Annotated in this window: 12 protein-coding genes; 4 read left to right on the top strand and 8 right to left on the bottom strand. The window is 72.1% G+C overall.

Annotation, left to right across the window (positions count from 1 at the left end; all coding sequences use genetic code 11):
* The first annotated feature begins 1 nt into the window (after position 1).
* On the top strand, positions 2-1762 hold the full coding sequence (locus ACFY23_RS00060; protein WP_350679669.1) for a 2-isopropylmalate synthase: 1761 nt from the start codon (positions 2-4) through the stop codon (positions 1760-1762).
* A 223-nt stretch (positions 1763-1985) separates the two neighbouring features.
* On the opposite strand, the gene ACFY23_RS00055 is transcribed toward ACFY23_RS00060, so the two are convergent.
* The 8 genes from ACFY23_RS00055 to ACFY23_RS00020 form a co-directional block, all read right to left on the bottom strand.
* On the bottom strand, positions 1986-2432 hold the full coding sequence (locus ACFY23_RS00055; RefSeq protein WP_350679667.1) for a SitI3 family protein: 447 nt from the start codon (positions 2430-2432) through the stop codon (positions 1986-1988).
* A gap of 12 nt (positions 2433-2444) precedes the next feature.
* The gene (locus tag ACFY23_RS00050; protein ID WP_350679726.1) at positions 2445-2867 is read right to left on the bottom strand and encodes a hypothetical protein; all 423 of its coding nucleotides are present in this window, start codon (positions 2865-2867) and stop codon (positions 2445-2447) included.
* 152 nt (positions 2868-3019) lie between these two features.
* Entirely contained in the window at positions 3020-3547 is a 528-nt protein-coding gene (locus ACFY23_RS00045; RefSeq protein WP_350679666.1) for a DUF6244 family protein, read from the bottom strand.
* A gap of 249 nt (positions 3548-3796) precedes the next feature.
* Positions 3797-6895: a VCBS repeat-containing protein gene (locus ACFY23_RS00040; protein WP_350679665.1), complete on the bottom strand. Its 3099-nt coding sequence runs from the start codon at positions 6893-6895 to the stop codon at positions 3797-3799.
* Between the two features lie 109 nt (positions 6896-7004).
* A complete protein-coding gene (locus tag ACFY23_RS00035; protein ID WP_350679664.1) occupies positions 7005-7478 on the bottom strand; it encodes a DUF6098 family protein in 474 nt (157 codons plus the stop codon).
* A gap of 121 nt (positions 7479-7599) precedes the next feature.
* Positions 7600-8658 carry a tryptophan--tRNA ligase gene (gene trpS / locus ACFY23_RS00030; protein ID WP_350679662.1) on the bottom strand — a complete coding sequence of 353 codons (1059 nt, stop codon included), beginning with the start codon at positions 8656-8658 and terminating at the stop codon, positions 7600-7602.
* An 84-nt stretch (positions 8659-8742) separates the two neighbouring features.
* The gene (locus tag ACFY23_RS00025; RefSeq protein ID WP_350679660.1) at positions 8743-8919 is read right to left on the bottom strand and encodes a hypothetical protein; all 177 of its coding nucleotides are present in this window, start codon (positions 8917-8919) and stop codon (positions 8743-8745) included.
* Between the two features lie 48 nt (positions 8920-8967).
* Positions 8968-9417, bottom strand: a complete 450-nt coding sequence (locus tag ACFY23_RS00020; protein ID WP_350679658.1) for a PRC-barrel domain-containing protein — start codon at positions 9415-9417, stop codon at positions 8968-8970.
* 284 nt (positions 9418-9701) lie between these two features.
* Here ACFY23_RS00020 and ACFY23_RS00015 point away from each other — a divergent pair, with 284 nt between their 5' ends.
* From ACFY23_RS00015 to ACFY23_RS00005, 3 genes are all read left to right on the top strand, one after another.
* Positions 9702-10169 (top strand): hypothetical protein, encoded by a 468-nt coding sequence (locus tag ACFY23_RS00015; protein WP_350679656.1) that lies wholly within the window; start codon positions 9702-9704, stop codon positions 10167-10169.
* A 131-nt stretch (positions 10170-10300) separates the two neighbouring features.
* On the top strand, positions 10301-10864 hold the full coding sequence (locus ACFY23_RS00010; protein WP_350679654.1) for an alpha-ketoglutarate-dependent dioxygenase AlkB: 564 nt from the start codon (positions 10301-10303) through the stop codon (positions 10862-10864).
* Between the two features lie 88 nt (positions 10865-10952).
* Positions 10953-11282, top strand: coding sequence for an SCO4848 family membrane protein (locus tag ACFY23_RS00005; RefSeq protein WP_350679652.1), 330 nt, complete (start codon positions 10953-10955; stop codon positions 11280-11282).
* Positions 11283-11999 lie beyond the last annotated feature (717 nt).

Genomic DNA, 11999 nt, shown 5'->3' with positions numbered 1-11999 from the left:
CATGGCAAAGGCGACTTTTCCGGTAGGACAGGTGAGGCAGCGGGCGAGCCGGCTGCCGTACCGGCGGTACGCGCCCGCGGCCGTCGTGGATCTGGCCGACCGGTCCTGGCCGGCGAAGCGGATCACCACGGCGCCGCGCTGGTTGTCGACCGACCTGCGGGACGGCAACCAGGCGCTGCCGCACCCGATGGACGTCGACCGCAAGCTCCGGCTGTTCCGGCTCCTCGTCGCCATGGGCTACAAGGAGATCGAGATCGGGTTCCCGGCCGCCAGCCGCACCGAGTTCGAGTTCACCCGCAGGATCATCGAGGACGACGAGATCCCGGACGACGTCCTCATCCAGGCGATCGTGCCGGCGCGCGAGGAGCTGATCCGGCGTACGTTCGACGCGCTCGCCGGCGCGCCGCAGGCCATCATGCACCTCTACAACTCGACGTCGCCGACCCAGCGTCGGGTCGTCTTCCGGGCGGACCGCGCGGGGGTCCTGCGCCTGGCGGTCGACCACGCACGCCTGTGCCGGGAACTCGCCGACGCGCACCCCGGCCGGATCGGGTTCGAGTATTCTCCCGAGTCCTTCTCCCAGACCGAGCTGGACTTCGCGCTCGATGTCTGCGCGCAGGTCACGGACGTCTGGGACCCGGCGGCCGACCGGGAGATCATCATCAACCTGCCGGCGACCGTCGAGTGCGCGGGGCCGCACGTCTTCGCCGACCAGGTCGAATGGATGAGCCGCAACCTGCCCCGGCGGGAGCACGTCTGCCTGTCGCTGCACCCACACAACGACCGCGGGACCGGGGTCGCCGCCGCCGAGCTGGGCCTGCTGGCCGGCGGTCAGCGGATCGAGGGCTGCCTGTTCGGCAACGGCGAGCGCACCGGCAACGTCTGCCTGGTCGTGCTGGGCCTCAACCTGATGAGCCAGGGCGTCGACCCGCAGATCGACCTGTCCGACATCGACGCCGTCCGGCACGAGGTCGAGCAGTGCACGGGGATGCGGGTGCCGGAGCGCTACCCGTACGCCGGCGACCTCGTCCACACCTCGTTCTCCGGGTCCCACCAGGACGCCATCAGCAAGGGCCTGCGGGCGTTGTCCGAGGACGCGGCGACCCGGGGAGTGGCGGTGTCGCAACACCCGTGGGACGTGCCGTACCTGCCCATCGACCCCAAGGACATCGGGCGCTCGTACGAGGCGATCATCAGGTTGAACAGCCAGTCCGGCAAGGGCGGCGTGGAGTACCTGCTGCGGTCCTGCCACGGGCTGACCCTGCCGCGCAGCCTCCAGATCGAGGTGTCCACGCTGAGCCAGGCGGTCTCCGACGACGAGGGCAGAGAGGTGACCGCCCAGGAGCTCTGGGCGGTCTTCCGCACCGAGTTCCTGCCGGCCGCCCCCGACGTGCGGCTCGTGTCGTGCGAGGTGTCGGCGGGTGCGCCGGGGCCGGGCGCGGTCAAGGTGGAACTCGCCGTGCGCGGCGGGCCGCTCGTCGTCGGCGGCGACGCCGGCCACGGGCTGCTCCCGAGCATCGCGCGGGCCCTCGCCCAGTCCGGCTCCGCACCGGTCGTCCTCGACCACGCCGAGCAGGCGTTCACCCTCGACGACGAGCCCGGCACGCTGGCGTACGTGCGGTGCCGGGTGGACGGTCGGGCGGTCTGGGGGTGCGGCTTCGACCCGGATCCGGCGGCCGCCTCGCTGCGCGCTCTGTGCGTGGCGCTGCACCGGGGTGGCTGGCGCCCGGGCTCCGTCCTGCCCTCGGCGCAGCCGTCGTAGCAGTGAGTCCACGCCGCCACGCCCCCGTCGACGGCCAGCCGGAAGTTCCACCCGACGTGGGCCGGTAGGTGTCGTTTCCGACAGATCCGGCCCCTTGTTGACGCTCGCCATAGCGGGCGCGACCGGCCCGACCATTCAGCTCATTGCTGAGCGGGCCGCCGGACATCGCCTTCACTGCGCCGACGCCGTCCGTGACCAGGCAGCGTCGGTCGCGGCCGCCGGGTCAGCGGGGCAGGAAGCTGTCGTACGCCTCGTCGTACCAGTCGGCCTCGTTGTGCCGGTGGACCGTGCCGTCGACGCGGGTCAGCATCAACCAGTTGTCGTTGAGGACCAGCGCCGCGTCCTCGGGCCGGTCGGCCAGGATCCGGCCCACGGTCCGCAGCATGTGGGGCCTCCCCTGCTCGGTCAGGGTGTCCTTGCGCATGTGGAAGCCGATGTCCACGTAGTTCTCCGGCTCCCACACCCACAGCCCGCCGTCGTCCTCGGCCTCGTAGTAGCCGTGGGTGCCGGACGTGATACTGACGACGAAACCGTATTCGTCATTGAGGTCGGCGCTCAGCAGGCGGTTGCCTGAGGGCGTCGGTGTCTCGGTCGCACTCGGAGCGGCCGACCGGGCCATCTGCTCCAACGGGATGTCGCCGGCGAGCGTCAGCCGGTAGGTGATGGACATGTTCGGCCTTTCTCAGGTCCGCCTCAGGAATTGCACGATAGTGCCGCTTCGGGTGACCGCCACCAGTTCCTCCAGCCCCGGTACCGGCCAGTCGTGGAACTGCTTCCGCAGGGCTGTGAGGTCGCCGCCCCAGTCCTGGAGGTTCACCGCCACGCGTTGGGTCTGCGCGTCGTCGACCTTCCTCTTGACCGCGTTCCAGACAGCCCGGGCCGAAGTGGTGGGAGAGGGAGAGTAGCAATCGAAGATGTGGCCCTCGATCAGGTAATCCGGTGACTTCTTCGGGTCGACGATGTCACCGGTGCGGCGCAGCGCTTCCGCGATCTCCTGCTTCGTCGGGTTCTGGTGGACCCGGTAGCCCTTGTCAGCGATCGTGTCGGCGCCGTCGTTCTCCAGCTCCAGTGACCGCCGCTCCGGCGGCCTCTCCTTTGGCGGGATGCGGGTGCGTGGTCCGGTCGGTGCGCCGCCGGGAACCCCGGTGGGGCGCCTGGTCCACGGCACGAGATGGTGGGCACTGCCGCCCGTGGCGGGGACGGTGGAGGCGTGATCCGCGGGGGTGGGGCCGGTCGGCGTGGCGCCGCCGGCCCCGGTCAGTTTCCCGACGACCCCAACTGCCGTGCCTCGGCGATCGCCGTGTCGACGAACTGCCGGGCGGTGGCGGTGCGCTGCACCGTCAGCACCAGCACCTGCTTGACGTTCTCCAGCGCCTGCACCAACGGCCCCGGCTGCCCGCCCTGCAGGACGGCGGTGACGAGTCGCTGCGCCTCGCCGACCTGGGCGATGGTGGCGGCGGCCGCGCCGCGCATGCCGTCGATCGCGGTGCCCACGGGGGTCAGTCCGGCGGTCGTCTCGTCCGGGGTGGCCTCCTGCGGGACGGCCGCGGTCGCCTTCGCGGCCTCGCCCAGCGTGGTGGCGAGGCCGCCCAGGCCGCCCCGGATTCCCGCGATGGCGTCCCGCACGCGGGCCAGGCCCGCCGCCACGGCGGCGAAGCCGGCGCCGGCGGCCCGCACGGCCACCTCCTGGGCCTGGTTGTCGGCGGCGGCCGCCAGCCCCTGGGCCCTGTCGACGCCGGCCGTCAACGCACGAAGCTCCCCGGTGATCTTCTCGATGTGCGACACGGCGCCGACTTCCCCGATCGAAGGCAGTAAGGATGCGGAAACTGCAACCTAGCGACAACCGCCCGTCGGCACCAGACCGGTCACCTGCGGCCCGAAGAGTTCCTCCTGATGGGGGCTGCGCACAGCCGCGCTGGAGCCTACCGGCGGGGACGGACGTGGATGCGCCACCGAACGGGTGAATGTGAGCCCGGGACGGCGACCGCCCCCGGTGCCGTCGGCGGCCGGGGGCGGTCGGGGAATCGGTACTCGTCAGATGATGATCTTGAACATGTTCCAGCCGCTGCCGGCCTGGACGCGGGCGGCGAAGGAGCCGTTGTCGAGCCCGGAGTAGCGCCAGAGCAGGCCGTTCGCGTCGCGCGCGACGAGGTCGTTGCGGCCGTCCTCGTCCAGGTCGCCGATGGCCACGACCGAGTTGTAGATGTTCCAGCCGGCGAAGACCCTGACCCGCCCCAGCCAGCCGGAGCTGCCGTTGCTGAAGTAGCGGTACATCACGCCGGTCGAGTCGATGCCCAGCAGGTCGCCACGGTCATCGCCGTTGATGTCACCGACTGCGATCACGCGCGGGTAGATCCCCCAGCCGGAGCCGACCTGGACGCGGGGGTTGATGCCGCCGCGGCCGGTGGTGGTGTAGAGCCACAGCTTGCCGTCGTAGTCGATGCCGAGGATGTCGTGGTGGCCGTCGCCGTTCACGTCGCCCGGCGCCAGGATCGACCGGTACATCATCCAGCCGCCACCCAGGCTGACCGTGTTCGCGCCGCCGAAGCCCAGGTGGCCGGTGCCCAGGTGCGCCTTCATGTACCCGTTGCCGTCGCGCACGAGCAGGTCGGGATACGCGTCGCCGTTGTAGTCGCCGAACGGCACCAGGGCGGAGGTCCGCTCGGCACCCGAGCAGCTCAGGCACCAGTTCTCGGTGTACCCGTTGCTGTAGAGCTGACCACGCGGGGACGTGGGCCGCGTTCCGTACCAGTGGCCGTCGCCCGTGGACTTCACGCCGAGCAGGCCCGGCCCGCCAGCGCAGGAGTAGCCGCGGAAGGGGAAGGTGCCGCAGTGGACGACCAACTCGCCGGAGCCCACCGTGACCGGCGCGGCGGACTCGGTGGGCGTGCCGCTCAGCGTCCACGTGTACGCCCCGTTGAGCGCCAGCTGCCCCGACGGCAGCCTGCCGTCCCACCGCAGGTAGACGGACGTCCGTGCCTTGCCGCCGCCGGCGCGGTGGACCAGCTCGCCCGTCCACTTCCGGGTGACCGTGAGCTCCCAGTCCCAGAGCGGACGACTGGGCCGAACGTCCGCCTGCCAGGGAAGGCTGCCGTTGCGCGGGTACACGGAGTCGTCCGCGATCAGGCTGCCGAACTGGGGCGCGGTGCCCGGCACCCCGGTGTCGAGCACGTGCACCGCCCGGTCGGCGTCGACGTACGCGACGCCGGAGCCGTGCCGGTCGACCGCCCAGCGGACGCCGCGACCGTCGGCGGGAGTGCCGGCGGGCAGCTCGGCGAGCGTCACCGGGGCGTGCAGGGTGCCGTCGTGGAAGGCGGTCATCCGCAGCGCGCCGGCCTCGTGCCGGACGAGGAAGCCGTCGCCGAGCAGGGCCGGCCCGGCCGGCACCGTGAGCTGCGTGTTGCTCTGCAGGTCGCGGACGCCCGCGGGGCCGGTGGCGCCGCACGCCCAGTAGAGCCAGCGGGCGCTGGTCTGCACCTCGGTCGGCACGCACGCCGCGCCGGTCGAGATCGTACGCGTGGTCTTCCCCGTCGACATGTCGATGGCCGTGAGCTGCCCGGCGGTGGCCGTCGCGGTCCACAGCGTGCCGAACCACAGGGCGGCCCCGGTCTTCGGCATGGTCCTGACCACCTGGTCAGAGGTGATGTTGACGACGTGCTGGTTGCCCGACGCGCCATCGCTCACGAGAAGGTACGTGCCGGAGACGTCGAGGATCCGCCCGTTGCGGGTGGGCAGCGGCGTCTGGTCGTACCCGCCCCCGGCCCGGTCCAGGGTGAGGGCGGCGTCGGTCGTGGCCGACGAGACCAGGTACGCGGCGCCGGAGTTGGCCCCGTCGACCAGGCGTACGCACGTCACGTCCGTCGCGCACGGCGCCGGGGTCGAACGGAGTACGACCCGCTCCCCGGACGTGTACCGGGGGTCGGGGAAGACCGGGTGGTTGGCGGCGACGTACTGGGTCGCGCCGGTCTTCGGCGACACCTCGGAGTGCATGTGCCGCAGCAGGCCCTGCCGGTAGCTGATCCCGGCGCTCGCCACCGGGTCGCGTACGGGGAGCACCGGCGTGACGGTCGGCGTCTCACCGGGCCGCCCCGTGACCCGGCGCACGGCCCAGTCCGAGGGGCCCGAGCCGCCGACGACCAGGGCCGTGCCGTCCGGTCCCTGCACGAGCGCCTGGAGACCCCAGGAGATCTTCGGCAGTAGCGTGGGCCGGGGCGCGGTGGTCTGCACCGGCACGTAGGTCGCCGGGAAGTACTCGCCGGTGTCGGTGGTCTGGCTCCGGCTGATCACCAGCCCGCCGTCCACGACGACGGTCCGGAGGAGGCTGTCCTGCGGGACGGTCACCAGTCGGGCCGAGGTGTCCGAGCCGCTGGTCAGCCCGCTGCGGGAGTAGAGGTGGTACTGGCCACCGCTCGACATCCAGCCCACGGTGTCGCCGGAGAGGCGCCAGAAGGTCGAGGGGACGCCGTTGGGGATCCGCTTCACGGTCGCGGTGTCGAGGTCGAGCAGCCCCATCCGCTGCGCGCCGTCGGCGCGGTAGCCGACCACCACCGAGGTCTCGTCTCCGGCCGGCGGCAGCCCGCTGGGCTCGGCGTCTGCGGGGATGCCGGAAACCGGCGTCGTCGTCCAGGTGCCGTCGGCGGCGGGGGTACGCAGCTCCAGCGTCACGCCGGTGAGCGGCGGCTTGCGCAACAGCATCCGCTGGCCGTAGACGCCCCAGAGAACGTGGTCGGTGGGAATGTCCCACTGCTGCCAGCTCCGGTCGGCGAGGTCGAGCACGCTGACCTTGCCCGGCGCGGGCCGGGCGGGCACCTGGGCGGTGGTGTAGACGCTGTCGCCGCCGGCCGACTTGAGCGCCGAGGGCTGGACGCCCGCCAGGTCCTCGACCACGACCGTCGCGCCCGTGTCGTAGCGCGTCCACAGGTAGTCGGGGGAGTTGTTGTGCCGGTGCAGGAAGCCGGTACGGCCGGCGAAGAACACCGCCTCGTAGGCGGGAACCGTCGCATCCGCGGGCGGGATGACGGCGATCTCGCGGGGGGCGGTGCCGGTGTCGGCGATGGCCGGCGCGGCCGGCACGGTCAGCAGGCCGAGGGCGAGGGTGGTCGCCAGGGCGCCTGCCGGAAGACTGCGGCCCAAAGAAGTTCCTCCAGGGTGGGGCTGCGCACAGATGCGTGGAGCCTATCCGGAGGAACATCGACGCACGTGCCGCCGAACGGCTGAACCTCGCCCGGCCGGGCGGTGCGGCTCAGTCGGCCCGGTGCAGCGGCCCCCACTCCGGCGACGCCTGCGCCTCGACCGCCCGGTCTGCCTCCCGCAGCGCCCGCTCCGACACCCAGGCGACCGGCCGGCGGCAGTGCACCAGCGGCTCGTTGTCCGGCCCCCGGCCGCACTGTTCCCCGACCAGCACCCAGGGCCGTACGCCGGGACCGTGCAGCTCGCGCAGGTGGCAGTAGTCGTAGAGCCGGCGGGCCACCCACAGGCGCAGCGGCCGGTTGCCCCACCACGACTCGACCGCGAGCGGGTTCGCGGAGAGGCCAGGCAGGTCGATGCCGGTCAGCGCGTCCTTGCTGGACTGCTCCGGCCCGCGCTTCCCGGCCAGGTCGGCGTCGGGGCCCAGGGACCACCGGACGTACAGTTCCTCGTCGGGGTCGGCCCGCCGAAGCAGGTCGACGAGCTGGTCGAGCCCGTCGACGACCGGCATCATCGTCTCGTGTCGCACGCCGCCCATGGTGCTCCACATGCCCCGGGCGGGGCAGGCCATGCACGCGGATCGGGCGCGGGCCGCCGGCCCGGAACCAGGGTGCTCCCGGTTCCGGGCCGGGCGGTGTGCGTACGACCGCTCAGGCCGGCGTGGTCGCGGCCTTGCGGCGCCGCTCGGCCCGCCGCCGCACCTGGGTGTACGCGCTCGTCAGCCCCATCGCCCGGCGGGCCTCGACGAGCGTCTGCCGCACCTCGCGCCGGGTCCGCTCGGTGCCCTCGACGATCAGCTCGTCGACCAGCCCGGGGTCGGCCTCGATCCGCGCCCGGCGCTCCCGGATCGGGTCCAGGAACCGGTTGAGCGCGACGGCCAGCTTCTCCTTGACCTCCACGTCGCCGACCCGCCCGGCCCGGTACCGCTCCTTGAGGTCGTCGACCTGCCCCCGGTCGGGGTTGAAGATGTCGTGGTACGCGAAGACCGGGTTCCCCTCGACGGTGCCCGGCACGTCGGCGCGGACCCGGTTCGGGTCGGTGTACATCCCCATCACCTTGCGGCGGACGGTCGCCGCGTCGTCGGAGAGCGAGACGGCGTTGCCCAGGCTCTTGCTCATCTTCGCCCGGCCGTCCGTGCCGACCAGGGTCGGCGTCTCGGACGCGATCATCTCCGGCACGGGGAACACCTCCCCGTAGAGGTGGTTGAAGCGGCGGGCGATCTCCCGCGTCACCTCGACGTGCGCCGCGTTGTCCTTGCCCACCGGGACGACCTGCCCCTTCACGCAGAGGATGTCGGCGGCCTGGAGGACCGGGTAGCCGAGCAGGCCGTACGGCATCTCCTCCTTGCCGGCGTCGCGGGCCATGTCCTTGAGCGAGGGCACCCGTTCCAGCCGCGGCACCGTGACCAGGTTCTGGAAGAGGGTGTTCAGGTCGCCGACCTCCGGGATGGCCGACTGGAGGTAGAAGGTCGCCTGTGCGGGCTCGACGCCGGCGGCCAGCACGTCGGTGACCATCTCCCGGGCGTTGACCGCCACCCGCTCGATGTCCTCGCGGGTGTTGCGGGTGGTGAGCATGTGCAGGTCGGCGATGATGAAGAAGCTCTCGTAGCGCTGGTGCAGCCGCACCCGGTTGGCGATGCTGCCGACGTAGTGGCCGAGGTGCAGCCGCCCGGTGGGGCGGTCCCCGGTGAGCATTCGTGGAACAGACACGGTGGTACGCCTTTCGTGCGTGACGGACGAGGTGCGCGGTAGCGCGCCGACCGGGAGGGTCGTCCCGGATCGGTCAAGGTCGGCTCAGAGAGCCGACCGCCATCGCCCGCCGTCGCGGAACCGCAGTCCGCCGGCACGAAGAAGGTCGATCATCTGCTCGCGGCCGTCGCCGGAGCTGGTGGGAAGGGTGGTCACGACGCCGAGCGGGAGGCCGTCGACCGGGTCGACGACCTCCGGCGCGTAGCTGATCGGCCGGACCATGCCCCTACCGTAACCGGTAGGTGTCCGGTGCGTGGCCCGCGCCCGGGCTCAGCGCTGCCGGTAGGTCTCCCGGTAGTAGTCGCCGACCCGGTCCCGGTAGTCCGGCTCCCCGTAGGCGTCCGGGTCGAAGGCCGGGGACTCCTTGACCTGCTCCCGGGTCCGGTCCACGTGCACGGTGCGGTCCAGGTGGTCGACCCGCGTCACCGTGCCGACCGGCAGCAGCACCCTGCGGCCGAAGATCCACGGCCCGGTGTCCACCACCAGCCAGCGGGCGTCGGTGTCGTCGCTGGCCCCGTCGACGGAGCCGATCCGCCCGTCGGTGGCCTCCACCCGGTAGCCGACCAGATCGACCGGAGTGCCGGGGCCCGGGGCGTCGGGTCCGTCGCCGGCACCCTCCGGCCCGTCCGGCGGCGCGGCGTCGGGGCTCGCCCCGGCGTACCCGCCGGCGAGGGCGGCCGGGTCGCGCCAGGCCCAGGGATTGAACGTCGACGGTTGCACGGGCCACCTCCGATGACGGTCGTTCGTGGTCCGGGAATCAGTGCCCGACCCGCGCGACCGGGAAACAACTCGGCAATTTTCGGTTCACCGAAATGTCTCGTGCGAAATACGTCATAGTCGTCGACCGTCGATGAAGGGGCTCGCTTTTCCCCAGGTGGCGTCGGTCGGAACTGGGAGACCGCACATCCGGAGGCAATGCGGAGTGTCCACCCGGCACATTCGCTCCGTGACCGCCGGTCGACCATTCTGGCCCGCATCCGCTGGAGGAGAAGAGGGGGACGCAGATGTACCGCACCATTCGTCGGATCGTGGCCGTGCTCGCCGTCGCGGTCGGGCTCGTCGCCGGGGCCGGCGCCACCGCGCAGGCCACCGTCATCAACCCGGTCACGCCGCAGTCGCTCTGCGGGCTCGGCTACACCGTCCAGGACCAGGACCCGATCCACCACGCGCAGACCGGCGCCCGGCTCGGCACCGTCTACCTGATGTACAACCCCCTCGTCGGGTACGGCTGCACGGTGACCATCAAGTCCGCGTACGCCGGCTCGCTGACCCGCACCCAGGTCTACCTCGCCGCGCAGTACCTGCCCACCCAGGTCGACGACGGCAACCGGCTGTGGGCGGCCGGCCCGACCAGGGCGTACGTCAAGGGCGGCTGCACCATCTGGGGCGGCTTCATGGCCGACCCGACCGGCGCGATCCACTACCACGACCGGGCGAACCCCGCGGTCGGCGGCATCGGCACCTGCTTCTGACGGATCCGGCGGGAGGCCCCGGCACGACCCGGGCCTCCCGTCCGGCGCCACGCTTCGCAATTGTGGAAATGGCGGAACGGGTGCGCCGGATGCGCCCGCGCCGGCGTCGCCCTGCCGTTACCGTCGGGCTGATGGGACGGATGCGTGGCGTCCACGAGCGGCCGGCGGGCCTGACGTACCAGCCGGACCTGGTCGACCCCGACGAGGAGCGGTCACTGCTCACCGCGCTCGCCGCGTTCGACCTTCGGGAGATCCGCATGCACGGGCAGATCGCCCGGCGGACGGTCCGCCACTTCGGCTTCGACTACGACTACGGCTCGTTCCAGCTCACGGAGGCCGAGGCGTTGCCGGTGGAGTTGCACGGGGTCCGGGAGCGGTGCGCCGCGCTCGCCGGCGTCCCGGCGACCTCGCTCGCGCAGGCCCTGGTCACCCGGTACCCGCCGGGCTCGGTCATCGGCTGGCACCGCGACGCCCCCGCCTTCGGGCCGACCGTGGTCGGGCTCTCGCTGGGCGCCGCCTGCCTGTTGCGCTTCCAGCGGGGCACCGGCGACGACCGCAGGGTGTACGAGGTGGAGCTGGCACCGCGGTCGGCGTACGTGCTCGCCGGCGCGGCGCGGGCGAGCTGGCAGCACAGCATCCCGCCGGTGCCGGCCCTCCGCCACTCGATCACCTTCCGGCAGCTTCGGGACACGTGACCGGCACGCCGCGCCCCCGGCTCCGCGGGTGCCCGGAGCCTCCCGACCAGTGCCCGTCGCCCGTGGTCTCCCGGCCGCGGTGACGGTCGTGACCCGCGCCTCGGCCGACCCGGCGCTGCACCGGCTGACCCGCTCGGCGCTGGCATACTCGGCTGTCATGGTGCTGTCGCGCGGCTGGGCGCTCTTCCTCACCGGGGTCGGGATCTGGACCTGGGTGATCTGGCCGAGGTTCGCGGTCGCCATCTGGAAGGACCCGCGGTCCTGGTCCACCGGCACGGTCGGCGAGTTCCCCGCCACGAGCTTCCTCTGGGTCCACGCCCTGCTGATCGCGGCGTCCCTGGCCATCGGCACCACCGTCGGCGTGCTCGGCGTCCGGGCCTGGCTCGCCGGGCGGCGTAGCGATCGGTCGACGCGCTGACGGACCGCCGCCCGACCTGGCGGAACATCTGGGGCGGATCGGGGTGTTGTCCTCCCGTACGGGCGGGGCCGCGACCACCCGACCTGCCGTCGAGCGCACCGTACCGTCGCCGACCAGGCCAGATAGCCGGGCGGGAATGGTGTGACGGGGGACGCTACCCCCGGATTTGACGTTCAAACCCGCAGACGCGTAACTTTCTCTCTGCCAGCGCGGAACGGGGCAAACAGGGCGAAAGACCTGAGGCTCCAGACCACACTGGTACCGGGCCGGTCGGGAGTCAGCTCCTGGACGGCGCGGGCCGGGCGGGGCCCGCCGGATCTGCCGAGAGGCGGATTTGGCGGAGCGGAACCGACCGGGTAAGGTTTGACGCCGGCAGGAAACCGGGCGAGCTCGCGGGACACCGCAGAGCGGCCGGTCTGCCGAAATCCGATGATCAGGCGTAGCGGTCAGCCGCTGCGCGCGCTCGTCGGTGCCAAGCCGCACGAAGCACGACAGACCGGGACATACGGTTTGACACGGCGGAGACGGTGAGGTAACGTAGTAAAAGTGCCCGGCGCGAGAGCGGCGGGGATGTGAACGAAATGCCCCGGGTCGGGGGCTCCACGGTGTGGGGTTTCCGGGCGGTGTGTGGTTGTTCTTTGAGAACTCAACAGGGTGCTTGATAAGCCAGTGCCAAATTGATTTATACCCCGGACTGGCAGGCCACTTGTGGTTTGT

It is taken from the genome of Micromonospora sp. NPDC000121 (assembly GCF_042899165.1).
Lineage (GTDB): Bacteria > Actinomycetota > Actinomycetes > Mycobacteriales > Micromonosporaceae > Micromonospora.
Note: the sequence above shows the minus strand (reverse complement) of the source record. Positions and strands in the feature narration are given on the sequence as shown.

Excerpts from the sequence above, each read along its gene's own strand:
- ACFY23_RS00060 (WP_350679669.1), top strand. The coding sequence starts at position 2 with ATGGCAAAGGCGACTTTTCCGGTAGGACAGGTGAGGCAGCGGGCGAGC.
- ACFY23_RS00055 (WP_350679667.1), bottom strand. The coding sequence starts at position 2,432 with ATGTCCATCACCTACCGGCTGACGCTCGCCGGCGACATCCCGTTGGAG.
- ACFY23_RS00025 (WP_350679660.1), bottom strand. The coding sequence starts at position 8,919 with ATGGTCCGGCCGATCAGCTACGCGCCGGAGGTCGTCGACCCGGTCGAC.
- ACFY23_RS00015 (WP_350679656.1), top strand. The coding sequence starts at position 9,702 with ATGTACCGCACCATTCGTCGGATCGTGGCCGTGCTCGCCGTCGCGGTC.
- ACFY23_RS00010 (WP_350679654.1), top strand. The coding sequence starts at position 10,301 with ATGGGACGGATGCGTGGCGTCCACGAGCGGCCGGCGGGCCTGACGTAC.